Below are 16,465 nucleotides of genomic sequence, written 5' to 3'. Positions count from 1 at the left end.
CACTTCGAGTGAGTAAGATCCCTCAGAGACGATGAGGTAGATAGGTCCGAGGTGGAAGCGTGGTGACACGTGGAGCTGACGGATACTAATCGATCGAGGACTTAACTAACAAATGTCGTGGAAACGACGTTCGTCGTTGAATGTTGCTTATCTAGTTTTGAGGGTTTACTAAAAAAACTCTTGATTTTTTAGCGGAAAGTTAATATAATTAATCTTGTCGCTAATATAAAAGGTCTAGTGGCGATAGCGGAGAGGTCACACCTGTTCCCATGCCGAACACAGTAGTTAAGCTCTCCAGCGCCGATGGTAGTCGGGTTTATCCCCGTGAGAGTAGGACGCTGCTAGGCTGTCAGTTTTATACTTATCGTAAGTGCAGAAAGAAATGCATTTACACTATCGCGGGGTGGAGCAAAACCGTAAACATCTTGGAAATACATCTGAGTAGGTTTTGTGAGGAGTGCAACTTCTCTGAATTCACTTTCAACACGACGAACAGTCGTACACTATTATCGTAGGTGCGCAAAATAACGCATTTACACTATCGCGGGGTGGAGCAGTCTGGTAGCTCGTCGGGCTCATAACCCGAAGGTCGCAAGTTCAAATCTTGCCCCCGCAACCAAAATATTTTCACTTGCAACGTCGAATAATCTTCCTAGTTAGTTGAAAATCGTGTACTGTAAAGTACAATCAAATTTTTTTACTTACATATATCTTAGCTTTGGTCCGGTAGTTCAGTTGGTTAGAATGCCTGCCTGTCACGCAGGAGGTCGCGGGTTCGAGTCCCGTCCGGACCGCCATTATAAATTCGATATGAAAAGCCTTAGGTAAATCCTAAGGCTTTTGTTATGCATTTTTTTATCTTTGGACAAGTTATTGATATAATGAACTTATCTTTTTATGAACGTAGGAGGCTCACCATCTATGGATGAATTTTCTTTCATCGATTCCATCAAGCAGGATGTTTATTTTCAGCCCTCAGTGCTGAAGGGCATCGGTGATGATGCAGCAGTTTTTCGAGCGAATAACCAGGATATTATAACCGCGGTGGATACACTGGTAGAAGATGTACATTTCTCAAGGGAGACCATGGAGCCGTTCCATGTGGGCTATCGTGCTCTCGCGGTCAATATCAGTGATTTAGCTGCTATGGGTGCAGCCCCTGCTTTTTATATGGTATCTATTGTGATTCCGGAGGATTGGTCTGTAGAGGAAATTGATGAAATTTATTCAGGTATGAAGGAGCTCGCAAAGCAATACAGGATGGATCTGATTGGTGGCGATACGGTTTCAGGAAAAGAGCTGGTGGTTTCTGTTACGGTATTTGGTCTTGTACCACCTGACAAAAGCAGGTATCGCAATTTGGCCAAATCAGGCGATGTCTTATTTGTGACTGGCACCTTGGGTGATGCACAAGCCGGGCTGGAATATTTATTAGGCAAGCATCATTTCGATGAGGCTGCAGCTGACTATTTTATTAGCCGACACAGACAACCGGCTCCTCGTGTAGCGTTTGCCCTTCAGCTGCAGTCACTGAAGCGTGTCGCCTTAAATGATGTCAGCGATGGTGTTGCCAGCGAGTCAAATGAAATTGCTGCAGCTTCCGGTGTTGATCTACATATCAAGTATGAGGACTTGCCGAGAGTGGACTATTTGAGCAGGCTGGAAAAGGAAATATGTAAATCATGGATGTTATCAGGAGGAGAAGACTTCGAGCTGCTCGGAGCTGTCCCGGAAAAGGACTGGGAAGCTGTACAACAGGCTGCCAAAGCGTCCTCCACCCGTGTAACTAAAATTGGTTCGGTGACAGAAAAAAAGGATAGGGAACCGGTTGTGTTTCTATATGAAGAAAATGAAAAATCACGATTAGCGAAATCGGGCTATACACATTTACGACAGGATAGGTGATAAGGGTGAAATCTTTTAAAATCACGTCAACTTCCGAGGCACAGACAAAGGAACTCGCCAGACGGCTTGGCGAGCGTTTACAGGCAGGTGACGTTTTGACTCTTGAAGGTGATTTAGGCGCTGGAAAAACAACTTTCACTAAAGGCCTTGGAGAAGGGCTTGGAGTCAAACGGACGATCAGCAGCCCGACGTTTACGATTGTGAAAGAGTATGAAGGCCGTATCCCCCTCTATCACATTGATGCCTATCGCCTGGAAGACAGCGAAGAGGATATTGGTTTCGAGGAGTATTTTGAGGGAGAAGGAGTTACGGTGGTAGAATGGGCACAGTTCATTCAGGATTTTTTACCGAAAAGAAGGCTGGATCTTACTATCATTTATCTGGATGAACGGGCACGTTTCATTGAAGGGAAAACAGAGGATCCTCATTTGGAAAAGATATGCGAGGAGCTATTTTTATGAACGTATTAGCTATAGATACATCTAATCAAATCTTGGGAGTGGCTGTTGTAAAAAATGGAGAAACAGCTGGTGAATTGATTACAAATATAAAGAAAAATCATTCTGTACGATTGATGCCGGCCATCGATCAATTGATGAAGGAAACAGGAGTGGCTCCTTCCGATTTGGAAAGAATCGTTGTTGCCAAAGGGCCGGGTTCCTATACCGGTGTGCGGATTGGTCTTACCACAGCAAAATCAATGGGATGGGCATTGAATATCCCTGTGATAGGCGTTTCAAGCCTGGAAGTATTAGCCTATCAGGGGATGTATTTTAATGGCAGCATCTGTCCTTTCTTTGATGCCAGAAGAGGCTTGGTTTACACAGGCTTATACGACCAGGATATGAAGCTTGTGAAAGATGAAACCAATATACTGATGACAGAATGGCTGGAAGAATTGAAGGATAGGGAAGAACCGATTTTATTTTTAAGTCAGGATGTTGAGCTCTACCGGGAAGCTATTGAAGAAATATTAGGTGATCAGGCGGTTATCCCCCCGCAAGCCTGGCATGTCCCTCGCCCTAGTGCATTAGCTTTGGCAGGAAAGAGCAAGGAAGCTGAACCTTTGCATGGTCTCGTTCCTAACTATTTAAGGCTGGTAGAAGCTGAAGCTAAATGGCTGGAACAGCAGGAGAAGAGATAAATGGACAACGTAACGGTCAGGGAAATGACTGTCGACGATATCGATGAAGTGATGGAAATCGAGCATGCTTCCTTCGCAATCCCCTGGAAACGAGAAGCTTTTGTCGGGGAAGTCGAGCAGAATAATTTCGCTGTTTATTATGTAATTGAAGACGAAAACCGTATTTTTGGCTATTGCGGATTATGGATGATCATTGATGAAGCTCATATTACCAATATCGCTATACTTCCAAGCCATCGAGGGAAAGGCTATGGGGCTTTATTGTTTGGCCATGTCATCGAACAAGCTGTCGAGAAGGGGGCTATCATGCTCTCCCTGGAAGTGCGTGTAACTAATACAGGAGCACAGCACATGTATCGGAAATTCGGGTTGGTTCCTGGTGGGATTCGCAAGCAATATTATACGGATAATGGAGAGGACGCATTAGTGATGTGGGTGAATTTTCATGACGAAAGATAATTATATACTAGCGATTGAAACGAGTTGTGATGAAACAGCTGCAGCGATTGTGAAAAATGGCAGAGAGCTCGTAGCTAACGTTGTAGCTTCACAAATCGAAAGTCATAAACGCTTCGGCGGAGTTGTTCCGGAAATAGCATCCCGCCACCATATCGAGCAGATTACGATTACATTGGAAGAAACATTGTCCCAGGCAGGAATGGAGATTGACGATCTCGATGCCATTGCGGTAACGGAAGGGCCTGGACTTGTCGGTGCATTGCTTGTCGGTGTGAATACGGCTAAAGCCCTCGCTTTTGCTAAAAATAAGCCATTGGTGGGGGTCCATCATATTGCCGGACATATTTATGCCAACCGGTTGGAAAAAGAATTTGAATTCCCTTTATTATCTTTAGTCGTCTCCGGCGGACATACGGAATTGATTCTAATGAAAGAACATGGTTCTTTTGAAGTAATTGGAGAGACCAGGGATGATGCTGCTGGGGAGGCTTATGATAAAGTAGCCAGGACGTTGAAACTGCCTTATCCTGGTGGTCCACATATCGATAAGCTTGCCCAAGAGGGAGACGAAACGATTGATTTCCCACGAGCCTGGCTCGAAGAGGGCTCTTATGACTTCAGCTTCAGTGGATTGAAATCCGCAGTTATCAACAAGCTGCACAACGCGAAACAAAAAGGTGACATTTTGGAAGACAAAAATGTAGCAGCAAGCTTCCAGGCGAGTGTAGTTGACGTGTTATCCACAAAAACGTATCAGGCTGCCAAGGAGTATCAGGTGAAGCAGGTGATTGTAGCCGGAGGAGTAGCTGCTAATCAGGGGCTGCGTAAGGCTTTGGCAGACAAGTTCGAAGGGGAAGAGATCGAATTGTTGATTCCTCCATTAAAACTGTGCACAGATAATGCGGCAATGATTGCAGCGGCAGGGACTGCTGCGTATCAACAGGGCCATCGCGCCGGGTGGGATTTAAACGCCAATCCATCGTTAAGTCTGGAACGTTATGCGAACAGATCTATAAAACAAAGGTAAAACTCCCTAAAGCAGGGAGTTTTTTTAATTTGTAAGTTATTCAATAAGCTAAGGGCCAAGTTTTTTTGCAATAACCATGTGTATAAGTTATTGGGGGAAAGTAAGGTGTTATACACAGATGCATAAATATACTGTGGATAATCATTCGCAAACACTTTATTCCTAAGTGTTCATATTATCTGTGGAAAAAGTGGATAAATGTGAATCCTCTTGTGGATAATGTGTATAAACCTGTGCAAAAGTAATAAAATAGCTGTTCAACTGTGAATAACTATGTGGATGCTGTTAGCTATTCGATTCATTGGATGCATAAAAGAAGGACTGTCTCAGCAACAGTCCTTCTTGCTTAGTTATTGTTCTTTTTTCTGGTCATTACTCGGATCGTCACTCACAAGTTCATTGGTCGCCTTTTTGAATTCTTTTAATGTGCTGCCGAACGCTTTCCCGATTTCAGGCAATTTGGATGGGCCAAAGATAATCAATGCGATTACTAATACTAAGATCAAACCAGGGATTCCGATATTAGATAACATGCGGATCAACTCCTCTATTATTTATGGGTATCAAATAACTCTTTCATTGTATCCAGGTAGTACGGGATAAAAACACTGAAAAATGGATCTTCCAGTTTTCTTTTGCTATGTCTGGCGACTTTTTTCAGCCCTTGCTTCATATGAGACTGATACATATCGAGTTGGGCATTCCGTAACTGTCTGGCCAGTTCGGTATTTCCTTCCTGTTCCGCCTTAATCTCTTCTGTTGCTGCCGCCGACAGAAAGGCAGTCAGGCTGCCGATATGGTCCGGAAATTCTCCCTTTTCAATTGGATAGTAAAAACCCATTTCTTCAAACTTACCAATCAGGCAAAGAAGATCCTGACGGGAGCGGTCGATCGCTTCCTCTGTCTTTTCCGTGTAACTGGACACGTAAGGAGGAATGAAGTAGACGCCTGGGATAGAAAAGTAATTTTCATACCAGAGTTCGAAGTCTTCCCGATTATAATACGGATGGAAAGGGAATGATTCTTTCAGTTCATCGGGCAGTTGATTCAATACCTTTTCATAATGATCCCATTCGCCGAACCAGATGTGGGTAAATAACTGCGTCAACAATAATTGACCGTTACGTTCTTCAATCGTAAGCATGTCAATTTCCTCCTTTAAGCTTTCTTAATATCTACAAACATATCCAATTGACCAGGGGAGCCCCCAATTTCATCATACATCACGCCATGCTTCATGCTGTCATCCACATATGTCAATTTGTTGACGATAAATCCATCTCCACGTGATCCTGGGAATCCTGCTTCTTCATGCATCGGCTTGTTGAACTCAAATGGGGTGTGGTTGTAACCCGGAAGTTCTTTTTCCTTTTTGCCGTCAATATACTGGCTGTTCACCCCGTAACCTGTCTGTCCCATGTTATAGGCAGAACCGACGACTCCTGGAGCAATACCACCTGTGACGGTGACCGTGCCTTTCAGCTTGATCGTACCATTGTCAATCGTCACGGTATCGCCGCTTTTCAATCCTCGCTTGTTGGCATCAACCGGGTTGATCCAAATATAGTTGTCGGAGCGTACTTCTCTCAGCCAGGCACTGCTTACGTTGCGGTAGGTACCTAAATTCCTGGATTTCCAGTTAATGAATTGCAATGGTTTTGGCTGGTCGACGGGCTTACGATCAAAGGTTTTGATCGGCTGGTAATATGGCATGCCTTCAAAGTGTTCCCCGTTAAATGTATTCTTGTGAGCGGCCACCCCTTCATCGTAAAAGTCAGCCTGACCGCCGTGCTGGTACTTGATATGGTTGCCATTATACTCGCTTCCTGCTTCTTCAAACCGTCCGCCACGATTCAGCACATAGACGACTTTCGCCCATTCTTCCGGTTTGACCGCCTGTTTCCATCTGTTCTCATCAAAGTATTTTCCTAACCCTTTCTTACGGGCGCTTGTGAAAATGTTCAATTCCCGCTGAGAAGCGTCCGGTACTGGTTTTTCATCAAAAGCGATGTTGGCGACCCGTTTGATATAAAAATCTTCTTCCCTATGCAGGGAGCTGCCATCAGGGAATGCCTTGTCTCCGAAACCGGGAAGTTCCATCCGTTTGCCCAGTTCAATGACGCTGTTTTCAAACGAGCGGACTTCCGGGAACACTCTTGTAACCGGCTGGTAGACACCTGTGAACTTAGTGGTGATGTTCGGGTAGATGGATTCTCTGCCCCAGCGCTCTAAATAGGTCGTATCTGGAAGAATGAAATCAGCATACTTCGATGAATCCCCGATTTGGACATCCGATGCTACATACAATGGAAGCACCTTCGGATCCTTAAGCGCCTCTTCCTGTACTTGCCCATTAGGAGAGGACAGAACAGGGGACATCCGGTGGGTAAACAAGGCTTTAATAGGATATGGGTATCCATCTAAAGCACTTGGCAACACCTCTGCGACCGTCTGACCGCTGAGCGGGAACCACGGCCGTTTGGCAGGGTATCCGTCTTTTTCAAACAGTGTCGAGTCTTCATATTTGGACTGATAGCGGCCTGTTGGTATTCCCCATGCCTTTTTGCCATCGGGGACAGTCATCAAATCGTAGCGTCCTGTGAATTCTTGATAGGAGGCGCCGGTAGTAATGTTACCGCCTTTCCAGTCATAGCTTCCGATTAAATGATTCAGCATAACGATTGCACGCTGGTTATAATAGCCATTTTCATGCATCGCAGGGCCTCTGTAAGCCATAATAGCTGCACGCTTCCCGTAGGAAGTGAATGTTTTGGCTAATTTGATGATTTGCTGCTTTTCAATCGTAGTAATTTCTGCGTACACATCAAGTGATTTTTCCATGACTCGTTCTTTATAAAGCTGGAATGTCGATTTCAGCTCTAGACCTTTGATTTTTGTATCTACTTCCAGCTCACCTTCCATCGCTTTGTCATGAGGGACGGGTTTGCCGTTTTCGATGACGACGAATTGGTCTTCTGATCCGATGCCAAGGTCGCTTGCGCGGAGCTTCGGCCGTTTTGGATCACTGAGGTTTACAAGATGGGTTGCATCACTCCATGTCGGTTCCTCATCCATTTCAGCAGCTTTTTTATTCGGGTTGGTCAAATACGATTCATCGTATTGCTTATTTTCAATAATCCAGCGGCCGATAGCCAGGGCCAGTGCACCGTCGGTTCCTGGTTTGACAGGAAGCCACATATCCGCTTTTTCGGCGGTTTTACTGAGGCGTGGATCAACAACCGCCATTTTCATGCCATTTTCGATCGCATTTGTAATTTTAGGAGCGAGCCAGGTCGGTCCTTTGTTGGCGACCATTGGGTTCGTGCCCCATACGAGTAAGAACAATGTATTTTCTACATCCGCATACTGTCGTTTTTTCTTCTTTTCACTGGCAGAGTAGGAGCGGACATTGCCGGTAACCGAGCTGATACCGCAGACACCGCCATGGTGATAATAGTTCTTGCTGCCAAGACTTTGCAGGATGAAACGCTCCATGAAGTCGCGCCGGTCGCCGACCATAAAGGTAACCTGGTTGACTTTCGAGCCAAAGTCGGGATGTTTGGTATCAATCAATACATCGCGATACTTGTTATCGAATGCTTCGAAGTCCATCTTTTCTTCTTTCACTTTTTCCCAATCACTCATGACTTCTTCTTCCGGAACATAAGCAGAAAGTTCTTTGAGACCAGGAGTCTTCAGGTCGCTGCTGCCGTTGATGATTTCTTCATAAGCCTGTTCCCAGCTGATCGTTTTCCATTTGCCGTTGCCGCGTGGACCAACACGTTTCAATGGCTTCTTGACCCGATAAGCATCATAGGCAGTCTGGATGCCTGCCTGCCCCTTCAAGCAGGTACGGCCGCCACGGAAGCCTCGGCCTTCTCTTTTAACATCTCCTGTACCCCGGACAGCATCATCGAGAGAAGTATCATACGCGATTGCTCCGTAAGGTACCATGTTGATTGGGCTATACTGGTTTCCTGCAATTTTACGTATGATGGAGCTGTATGGGCCGTTCTTATTGCCGCTTGTCACGTAAGCTTTGATGGTACAGAAACTGTTACATTGCTCGCAGGTGGTAAAGATGACGTCTTCTGCGCCATAATCCTGATAATCACTGCCGTAGCCATGTCCTTCATCTCCCCACACGCCGCTGGCCACTTGTTTGACGGGACCAATGAAGGCAGGTCCGACAACCGCAACGGCACTAAAGGCTCCTAATGCTTTTAAAAAACTTCTCCGTTTCATTGGTTTATTATCCATGATCAGCCCTCCGATTTCTCCGGTGATTGAATTTCTTCAATCGGCAAAAGTTGTTCTCCGAACGTATAAATTAACAATCCCATTGCTGCTATTCCGATGCTTACCATCCATTCATTGAAGGTAGGGAAGTAGTCACCGGCAGGGAACCCTTCGAACAATGGGACAATTTGTGCAGGTACGACGATGTTGAAGCGTACACCGATGATTCCGATGACGATGAGGATGGCGGCAGTCAGCAAGGCGTTGACGTTTTTACTCGTTTTCTTATAGAAGACTAAAAATATGGGAATAGCCGCTCCAAGGAACATTTGCACTCCCCAGAAGGACCAGCTGTAGGCGCTGCCCATCATCGTGCCGAGCCCTTCGAGATGGTGATGTTCCAATCCATAAACACCGACGAGATATTCATAGAACTGGAGACCAAGGTCGATGAATAGAAACGCGACCATCATCTTCGCAAGGGAAACGACCATGCCGTGGTCGATTTTTTGTCTGGTTGCTTTTTTCTTAATGATGTACATGGCAAGTAACAGGGCGGTCCCTGAGACCATAGCCGAGACGACGAAGATGACAGGGAAGAGACCGGTGTTCCATGATGGACGTGCCTGCACGACGGCAAAAATGGTACCAGTACCGCCATGGACACCTAAAATCGCAAGTGGTATCCCGATGGTTCCGAGAATCTTCATCCACTTATGGTCGCGTTTTTTTGTACTTTCATTAATGGTGCTGTTTTTGAATGTGAGCCACTTGGCGATTTTTCCTTTTAAAGAAGGTGTTCCAGCTAACCGAACGAGATCTTCCCGCATGGCAATATATAATTCTGTCGTGAGCAGGGCGATGTAGACGAGATAAAAGTGGACCTCCCATGCCAGCGGACTGGTAACATTCCAATAAATGATGGCGTTCAACATCCGTTCCGGCCTGCCGAGGTCCATCAATACAAAGGTCAAAGCGACAATCATACAGACAATGGCAGTAAATAGGGCCATCCTTCCGATCCGCTCATATTCCATCATGCCGAATACATAGATCAAGGTAGACAATAGGAAGGACCCTGCACTCAAGCCGACAAAAAAGATATAAAAGGCAATCCAGGCTCCCCAGGGGGTGATCGATGATAAATTGGTGACCGGAAGCCCCTGGACGAGACGCTCAACGATGAAATAACCGCCAGCGAAGAACAATAATAATAAAAATCCTATCCATAGCTTAAAACGTTTGCTTTGTTTTTCTTTGACTTTAACCTTCGGCGCAGCTACTGCAGTAGTTGCCATAGGTTCCACCTCCTATTTTAGATAGATGACATTCGGTCCGTTGCCTAGATCACTCTTCAAGCGGAAGGCGCGTGGACTTTTAGATAGCTTGGATACGGTGCTGTTCGGGTCGTTCAAATCTCCGAAGAATCTGGCATCGCCGACACAAGTTTCTACACAAGCCGGCTCTTCGCCACGTTCCAGACGGTGCAGACAGAAGTTGCACTTCCTTACGGTGCCGATCGGTGTTTTGCCTGGCTTTCTTTCCCCGCGTTCAATCCCATATTCAGGACTGGTAACATCGTTATAGCCAAGCATTTCATCTTCGTAGCTTTCACCGAAATCAAACGATCTCGCACCGTAAGGACAGGCAACGATACAATAACGACAGCCGATACAGCGGTCATTATCAATGGTTACGATGCCATTATCCAGTTTGAATGTCGCCCTGGTCGGGCAGACTTGCACGCAGGAAGGCTTTTCGCACTGCATACATGGGCGCGGTAAATTCACTTTGGCGACATTCGGAAAATCACCGATTTCCTGTTCCAGGACCACATTGTAGGAGATCCCGGGTGGAGTACGATTTTCCGCCTTACAGGAAACCGTACATGTATCACATCCAACACATTTCCGTAAATCGATGACCATGCCCCATTTGACGCCGTCTGTCGCCGTACTGTCATCATCGGCACCAGAAGCAAAGTCCTGTCCTACTTCCTCCCCGAACTCCCGCATCAATTTGGAATGGTATTTTTTATGGAAGTCTTTGATATTCAACTTGCCGTTGATTACCTTTCTGGCATCATCCGCCATATTGAAACTCAGCTTTGTATCGAAGGGAGATGCCTCCATCTCTTTCTCTACATCTGGCAACGCTGTATCAAGCAAGTTGTTCCAGTCTTTTTCTGTCATGTTTTTACTTCCAAGCATGTTACTAAGCATTGATTTCACCTCTCATCCTTGTCGTTAACTTTATTGTAGAGAGAGGGTGGGAGACTCAACTGTGACAAATGTCACGAAAAATGACGTCTTCATATCTTCTTTATAAGTTAGCCACGAAGTAGTCAAAAATGGACACAAAAAAACTGCCATGAAAATTTCATGACAGTTTCCCCTTATTCACATAGTCCTTTTATTTCGTTGACCATGCGTTCGATTATTTGACCCGCAGGGACTTCACGGCTGAGGGAGGCGTTCTGACCTGCCCAGAGGGACATGTAGTCGGGTTTGTTTTGTTCAGCTGCTGCCTTTCGCAATGTTTTGGTTAACGTGTTCATGATGGGATAAGGCGGCAATTGATGCTCATGCTGGCGCAAATGGCGGATGAAGGCATTTTCAATTCCTCGTGCTGGTTTTCCACTGAACGAGCGGGTGAGCACCGTATCATCGCCGTCGCTTTCGAGAATTGCTTGTTTATGAAGCGGTTTTGCGCCACTTTCTGGTGATGTCAGGAAAGCGGTACCCATTTGCACTCCCTGAGCGCCAAGCTTAGTCGCAGCGACAAAGCCACGCGCGTCCATAATACCACCGGCAGCGATGACTGGAATAGATACGCGGGCTGCCATTCTTTGAACAAGGGACATGATACCGACCGCTCCCTGCTCAAAGGAAGCAGCGAATGTTCCACGATGACCGCCGGCTTCACTGCCCTGTGCAACGACAAGATCAATTCCGGCATCTTCATTGATGATTGCTTCTTTGACTGTAGTCGCTGTACCGATCAGGCGAATCTGATGGTTTTTTAAACGGCTGACCACTGTTTGTGATGGCACGCCAAAAGTAAAACTGCAAACGGGAACTTTTTCTTCTACAATGACGTCCAGTTGCTTTTGGAAAGTAGAGGAGGAATGCGATACCTCCTCGGTCGGTTCTATTTGTAATTCCTCATGAAAAGGCTGCAACAAGTCATTGGCGAACGAGATATCTGCTTCAGATCCTGTGCTTTCTTCCGGTACGAACACGTTGACACCGAACGGCTTATCTGTCCGCTTTTTTGTCTCCCGGATAGCTGTCTGTAATTCCTTTGGAGTCATATAACCGGCTCCGATTGTTCCTAACCCTCCGGCATTAGATACTGCGGCGACCAGTTCCGGCGTAGTGACGCCCCCTGCCATGCCTGCTTGTATGATAGGAACCTCAATAGTAAGCAGGGAGGTCACTTCATTGAGCTGCCACATCCAATCATCCTCCTACTTAGTGGAAGTTTTTTTAGGAAGCTGTACGATCATTTTTGTACCTTTTCCTTCTGTGCTTTGGGCATTTATTTGACCATGATGGGCCTGAACGAGTGCTTTCACGATTGCCAGGCCGATTCCAGCTCCTCCTGTTTTGCGGGCCCGTGATTTTTCTGCACGGTAGAAGCGGTCGAATATATGCGGTAAGTCTTCCGCAGCGATGCCGATTCCATCGTCGGTTACCGTAATAAAGACATTTTCTGCCGTTTCATTTGCCTGAATCCGGATTGTTCCTTTTTCCGGAGTATAACGGATAGCGTTTGATACAAGGTTCAACATGATTTGCCAGACCCTGTCTTTATCGCCTTCAAAATAAATCGGTTCCTCCGGGAGGGTCAAATCGAGCTGAAGATCTTTTTGTTTGGCCGCGACATAGAAGTGCTCTTTGATATGGGTGAGTGTTTGGTTCGTATTCACTTCTTCCACATTCAAATGGATATCAGGGTTTTCTGCTTCCATCAGTTCCTCGAGGTCATTGACCATTCGTACCAGTCGCATCAGCTCTTTATGGCTGTTTGCCAGGCGTTCCTGGGTCGGTTGCCAGATGCCATCCTGAAAGGCTTCGATTTGTGTTTTTAAAATTGTAATGGGCGTGCGGAGTTCGTGAGCGATATCCGCTGTGAATTGTTTTCGCAGCATCTGCTGGCTATTCAGACGTTCCGCGAGCTGGTTATAGGCATCCGCTACCTGCTGGATTTCGTCTGTCAGTTTACTGTTCGTAACACGTACGGTCGTATCATTGTTGCTTAACGCCTGGACTGCATCCTTTACCCGGCGCAAACCTGAAGTCAGCTGGTTACTGAATAAAAAGCTGAGCCCGATCGATAACCCGAAAATTCCAAGGGCGGAGACAGCAATGTATTTATCGATTTTAGCCTGGAACTGAAATTCACCTTTCTCATAGCCACGATGATAATTGACTTCCATCGTGCCGATGTTTTCGCCGTCATAAGTCAGTTCCCGCGTCTCCTGAGTGTAATCCATATCTTTATAATTCGGTGCTTCCCCATGCTGATCCTCTTTCATTTTGGCTATTTCCTTTACGAGGTCTGTAGAATCAAGCACCAGACTCCCGCTGCTGTCATAGATTCGATAAAATAAGCTTTCTGTCATCGCCTGATAGGGAAGCATCGCATCAATACTGTCTCCTGTTATCTTACCATCACGTTGGTGTTCCTTTTGAAGGAATGTGACGACCCGGTCCACTTCTGCTTCTCGTTTATCATCCAGGTAATCACTGAAACAGTCTTCAAAAGCATATTTAAAAGCTCCGCTGATAAAAACAACACCAATCAAAGAAATAGCAATGAAGGCAATCAAGGTTCTGGCACGCAGTGTTCGGAACATCAGCTTTCCCCTCCAAATCGATATCCTGTACCAAAAACGGTCAGGATGTACTTGGGATGTTTCGTATCCTCTTCAATTTTCTTCCGGATGTTTTTGATATGGACGTCTATATTTCTTTCATAACCCTCAAAATAGCCAGCGTCCTGGATGGTTTTCAATAGCTCCGCCCGGGTAAATGCATAGCCTGGCCGGTTGGCCATTTGGGTAATCAATTGAAATTCAATCGGGGTCAGTGAAACGGACTCATCATTAACATAAACAAGCTTTTTAGCCGGGAAGATCGTCAGCTCCCCGTTATTGAATGATAAAGAATCTTCCATATAGAGATAGCCTGTTCTTTTTAAAATCGATTTCATCCGCACGATCACTTCGCGGGGGCTGAATGGTTTGACGATATAATCATCCGCTCCGATTTCAATCCCATTGATGCGATCATTCTCCTGTCCTTTTGCCGTCAGCATCATGATTGGCACATCCGATGTTTTTCGAATCTGCTGGCAAACACTTTCGCCACTAAGGTCCGGCAGCATCAGATCGAGGATGACGAAGTGAGGGTGGACACTATGAAACATTTGCAATGCTTCTTCGCCGTTTTCGGCCAAATAGACATCATAATTTTCTTTTTTTATATAAGCTTCTAAGACTTCGAGAATCATAGGTTCATCATCGACAATAAGCACCTTCAACATTTCCAACACTCCTGTTCTAGTACATACCTCTAGCTTACCATAGGAGGTATAAGGAAATGGGTACTAAATTATGAAAGATTTTTAGTATTTTACGTTTATACAACGGGTAGAAATGATAAGTTTCCATCGGTTTCCCCTAAGTAAAAAAGCTTTGCTGATTCTGTGATCAGCAAAGCTCTATTATTCTTCGGTATGAAGTTCTTCCCATTCTTCCATTAAATGCTCCAGCTTGTTGCTCAGTTGTTCGTTCTCTGAAGTTAATTCCAGTGATTTTTCATGATCCTGGTAAATATCCGGATCACATAAGAGTTCATCGTTGGTTTCGATGGCTGCTTCGATTTCTGCAATTTCTGTTTCGATTTCATCGATGCGCCGCTGGCGTTTACGGGCTTCCCGTTTCTGGGCTTTATCCTGATGGAAGCTCGTCTTCGTGTCTGGTGTGGTGCTGGTTTCCTGCTGGCGATCCTGGCTTTCCAGCTGCTCCAGTTCATATTCTTCCTGTTTTTTCCCTATATAATAGTCGTAATCACCGAGGAACATACGAGACTCCCCAGGTTTCATTTCAAAAATCTGTGTCGCGATTTTATTAATGAAATAACGGTCGTGGGAAACGAAAATAATCGTGCCTGGGAAGTCTACCAGTGCCGCTTCTAATACTTCTTTGCTGTCGAGATCCAGGTGGTTGGTCGGCTCATCGAGAATCAACAGGTTCGCTTCCTGCATCATCAACTTAGCCAGGGACAGACGGGCTTTTTCGCCGCCGCTTAAAGACGAAACAGGCTTCAGCACATCTTCGCCGCTAAACAGGAAGTTTCCGAGAATGGTACGGATGTCTTTTTCGTTTTTCATCGGATAATCATCCCATAACTCATTGAGCACAGTTTTTGTAGAATGGAGCTTTGTCTGTTCCTGGTCATAATAACCGACCTGGACATTGGTTCCGATTTGAATCGTTCCCTGGCTGGCTTTCAAGTCGCCGATGATGGTCTTGAGCAGGGTGGTTTTGCCGACTCCGTTCGGACCGACAAGCGCGATACTGTCACCGCGGTTAACATCCAGGTGGACGTTTTCGAACACGTTCGTTTCACTATCCGGATAACGGAAAGCAAGATCACGAAGGCGGAGGACGTCATTACCGCTTTGTCTGGAAACTTGGAAAGAGAACTTCGCCGATTGATTGTCATCTTTCGGTTTATCGACACGATCCATTTTTTCGAGCTGCTTTCTTCTGCTTTGTGCCCGCTTGCTGGTTGTAGCCCGGACGATGTTTTTCTGGATGAATTCCTCCATCCGTTTAATTTCTGCCTGCTGCTTTTCGTACTGCTTCATTTCCAGCTCGAAATCGGCTTCTTTCTTTTTCAAATAATCACTATAGTTTCCGTGATATTTCTTGGAAGATTGAAAGGCGATTTCATACACGGTCTTCACGATTTTATCGAGGAAGTACCGATCGTGGGATACGATGACGACTGCACCCTGATAGCCCTGAAGGTAATTTTCCAGCCAACTGAGCGTATCAATGTCCAGATGGTTGGTCGGCTCGTCCAGAATCAGGACATCCGGTTTGGAAAGCAACAGTTTCCCAAGCGAGAGCCGCGTTTTTTGACCGCCACTCAACGTATTGATCGGGGTAGCCAGATCGAAATCATGGAAGTTAAGACCGTTCAGTACGGCTTTTATATCGGCTTCATAATGATAGCCGCCTTCCATTTTGAATGTTTCCTGCTTACTGTCGTATTCCTTCAATAGTTGCTGGTATTCTTTTTCGTTTGCCATCAGGTCGGGGTCCGCCATCCGGCTTTCCATGGAACGAAGCTCGCTTTCTAGTTTCTTCAGATGGCTGAAGACTTTCTCCATCTCATCCCAAATCGTACGGTCGGATTCAAGTCCGGTATTCTGGGCCAGGTAGCCAATGGAAACGTCCTTTGGCTGAAACTTTTCCCCGCCATCATGAGCCATCTCTCCCGCCATGATTTTTAGCAGGGTGGACTTACCTGCGCCGTTACGACCGACAATGGCAATCCGGTCATTCGTTTGTACTTCTATTTTAATATTCGATAGAATGAGTTCAGCACCGAATCGTTTTTCAATCTGGTTCATCTGCATCAGAATCATGTTTGTTCACCTCAATGAGTCAAGTG

General features: G+C 45.7%; 14 protein-coding genes, 2 tRNA genes and 2 rRNA genes. 9 read left to right on the top strand and 9 right to left on the bottom strand.

Going from position 1 to position 16,465, the window contains the following annotated elements:
• The 9 genes from ACGTNI_RS18590 to tsaD all read left to right on the top strand — a co-directional run.
• Positions 1–109, top strand: a 23S ribosomal RNA gene (locus ACGTNI_RS18590); the annotation flags it as partial.
• A 124-nt stretch (positions 110–233) separates the two neighbouring features.
• Positions 234–347: ribosomal RNA gene (gene rrf, locus ACGTNI_RS18585) — 5S ribosomal RNA — on the top strand.
• Positions 348–542: 195 nt separating this feature from the next.
• Positions 543–619: transfer RNA gene (locus ACGTNI_RS18580), tRNA-Met, on the top strand.
• A gap of 101 nt (positions 620–720) precedes the next feature.
• Positions 721–797 (top strand) — tRNA-Asp (locus tag ACGTNI_RS18575).
• Between the two features lie 124 nt (positions 798–921).
• The gene (gene thiL / locus ACGTNI_RS18570; RefSeq protein ID WP_394464082.1) at positions 922–1,905 is read left to right on the top strand and encodes a thiamine-phosphate kinase; all 984 of its coding nucleotides are present in this window, start codon (positions 922–924) and stop codon (positions 1,903–1,905) included.
• Positions 1,906–1,910: 5 nt separating this feature from the next.
• Positions 1,911–2,366 (top strand): tRNA (adenosine(37)-N6)-threonylcarbamoyltransferase complex ATPase subunit type 1 TsaE, encoded by a 456-nt coding sequence (gene tsaE, locus ACGTNI_RS18565; protein ID WP_085505116.1) that lies wholly within the window; start codon positions 1,911–1,913, stop codon positions 2,364–2,366.
• Positions 2,363–3,049: a tRNA (adenosine(37)-N6)-threonylcarbamoyltransferase complex dimerization subunit type 1 TsaB gene (gene tsaB, locus ACGTNI_RS18560; RefSeq protein WP_085505117.1), complete on the top strand. Its 687-nt coding sequence runs from the start codon at positions 2,363–2,365 to the stop codon at positions 3,047–3,049. The genes tsaE and tsaB overlap by 4 nt, the downstream gene beginning before the upstream one ends.
• Positions 3,050–3,508: a ribosomal protein S18-alanine N-acetyltransferase gene (gene rimI, locus ACGTNI_RS18555; protein ID WP_085505118.1), complete on the top strand. Its 459-nt coding sequence runs from the start codon at positions 3,050–3,052 to the stop codon at positions 3,506–3,508.
• Positions 3,495–4,535, top strand: a complete 1,041-nt coding sequence (gene tsaD, locus ACGTNI_RS18550) for a tRNA (adenosine(37)-N6)-threonylcarbamoyltransferase complex transferase subunit TsaD (protein WP_394464081.1) — start codon at positions 3,495–3,497, stop codon at positions 4,533–4,535. The genes rimI and tsaD overlap by 14 nt, the downstream gene beginning before the upstream one ends.
• 350 nt (positions 4,536–4,885) lie before the next feature.
• Here the strand turns inward: tsaD and ACGTNI_RS18545 are convergent, their stop codons facing one another.
• The 9 genes from ACGTNI_RS18545 to ACGTNI_RS18505 all read right to left on the bottom strand — a co-directional run bounded on the left by ACGTNI_RS18545 (position 4,886) and on the right by ACGTNI_RS18505 (position 16,439).
• Positions 4,886–5,068, bottom strand: a complete 183-nt coding sequence (locus tag ACGTNI_RS18545; protein WP_085505120.1) for a twin-arginine translocase TatA/TatE family subunit — start codon at positions 5,066–5,068, stop codon at positions 4,886–4,888.
• A 17-nt stretch (positions 5,069–5,085) separates the two neighbouring features.
• Positions 5,086–5,679 (bottom strand): molecular chaperone TorD family protein, encoded by a 594-nt coding sequence (locus ACGTNI_RS18540; RefSeq protein WP_394464080.1) that lies wholly within the window; start codon positions 5,677–5,679, stop codon positions 5,086–5,088.
• 14 nt (positions 5,680–5,693) lie between these two features.
• The gene (locus tag ACGTNI_RS18535) at positions 5,694–8,795 is read right to left on the bottom strand and encodes a molybdopterin-dependent oxidoreductase (RefSeq protein WP_394464079.1); all 3,102 of its coding nucleotides are present in this window, start codon (positions 8,793–8,795) and stop codon (positions 5,694–5,696) included.
• A gap of 2 nt (positions 8,796–8,797) precedes the next feature.
• Positions 8,798–10,072, bottom strand: coding sequence for an NrfD/PsrC family molybdoenzyme membrane anchor subunit (gene nrfD / locus ACGTNI_RS18530; protein ID WP_394464078.1), 1,275 nt, complete (start codon positions 10,070–10,072; stop codon positions 8,798–8,800).
• 12 nt (positions 10,073–10,084) lie between these two features.
• Positions 10,085–10,996: a sulfate reduction electron transfer complex DsrMKJOP subunit DsrO gene (gene dsrO, locus ACGTNI_RS18525; protein WP_394464077.1), complete on the bottom strand. Its 912-nt coding sequence runs from the start codon at positions 10,994–10,996 to the stop codon at positions 10,085–10,087.
• A gap of 173 nt (positions 10,997–11,169) precedes the next feature.
• Positions 11,170–12,231: an NAD(P)H-dependent flavin oxidoreductase gene (locus tag ACGTNI_RS18520; protein WP_394464076.1), complete on the bottom strand. Its 1,062-nt coding sequence runs from the start codon at positions 12,229–12,231 to the stop codon at positions 11,170–11,172.
• 12 nt (positions 12,232–12,243) lie between these two features.
• Positions 12,244–13,635 carry a sensor histidine kinase gene (locus ACGTNI_RS18515; protein ID WP_394464075.1) on the bottom strand — a complete coding sequence of 464 codons (1,392 nt, stop codon included), beginning with the start codon at positions 13,633–13,635 and terminating at the stop codon, positions 12,244–12,246.
• Entirely contained in the window at positions 13,635–14,324 is a 690-nt protein-coding gene (locus tag ACGTNI_RS18510; protein ID WP_394464074.1) for a response regulator, read from the bottom strand. Before ACGTNI_RS18510 ends, ACGTNI_RS18515 begins: the two co-directional genes overlap by 1 nt.
• Before the next feature lie 180 nt (positions 14,325–14,504).
• Complete coding sequence (locus ACGTNI_RS18505) at positions 14,505–16,439, bottom strand: ABC-F family ATP-binding cassette domain-containing protein (protein ID WP_394464073.1); 1,935 nt, start codon at positions 16,437–16,439, stop codon at positions 14,505–14,507.
• Between the last annotated feature and the right edge of the window lie 26 nt (positions 16,440–16,465).

The sequence above is a fragment of the Thalassobacillus sp. B23F22_16 genome (assembly GCF_043496955.1).
GTDB lineage: Bacteria > Bacillota > Bacilli > Bacillales > Halobacillaceae > Thalassobacillus > Thalassobacillus devorans_A.
This window is presented reverse-complemented; position numbering and strand designations above follow the sequence as displayed.

Bases quoted from the DNA above. Each gene is read 5' to 3' on its own strand.
- ACGTNI_RS18535 (WP_394464079.1), bottom strand. From the start codon at position 8,795: ATGGATAATAAACCAATGAAACGGAGAAGTTTTTTAAAAGCATTAGGA.
- ACGTNI_RS18520 (WP_394464076.1), bottom strand. From the start codon at position 12,231: ATGTGGCAGCTCAATGAAGTGACCTCCCTGCTTACTATTGAGGTTCCT.
- tsaD (WP_394464081.1), top strand. From the start codon at position 3,495: ATGACGAAAGATAATTATATACTAGCGATTGAAACGAGTTGTGATGAA.
- ACGTNI_RS18540 (WP_394464080.1), bottom strand. From the start codon at position 5,679: ATGCTTACGATTGAAGAACGTAACGGTCAATTATTGTTGACGCAGTTA.
- ACGTNI_RS18510 (WP_394464074.1), bottom strand. From the start codon at position 14,324: ATGTTGAAGGTGCTTATTGTCGATGATGAACCTATGATTCTCGAAGTC.
- ACGTNI_RS18515 (WP_394464075.1), bottom strand. From the start codon at position 13,635: ATGTTCCGAACACTGCGTGCCAGAACCTTGATTGCCTTCATTGCTATT.
- ACGTNI_RS18505 (WP_394464073.1), bottom strand. From the start codon at position 16,439: ATGATTCTGATGCAGATGAACCAGATTGAAAAACGATTCGGTGCTGAA.
- rimI (WP_085505118.1), top strand. From the start codon at position 3,050: ATGGACAACGTAACGGTCAGGGAAATGACTGTCGACGATATCGATGAA.
- thiL (WP_394464082.1), top strand. From the start codon at position 922: ATGGATGAATTTTCTTTCATCGATTCCATCAAGCAGGATGTTTATTTT.
- dsrO (WP_394464077.1), bottom strand. From the start codon at position 10,996: ATGCTTAGTAACATGCTTGGAAGTAAAAACATGACAGAAAAAGACTGG.
- nrfD (WP_394464078.1), bottom strand. From the start codon at position 10,072: ATGGCAACTACTGCAGTAGCTGCGCCGAAGGTTAAAGTCAAAGAAAAA.
- tsaB (WP_085505117.1), top strand. From the start codon at position 2,363: ATGAACGTATTAGCTATAGATACATCTAATCAAATCTTGGGAGTGGCT.
- ACGTNI_RS18545 (WP_085505120.1), bottom strand. From the start codon at position 5,068: ATGTTATCTAATATCGGAATCCCTGGTTTGATCTTAGTATTAGTAATC.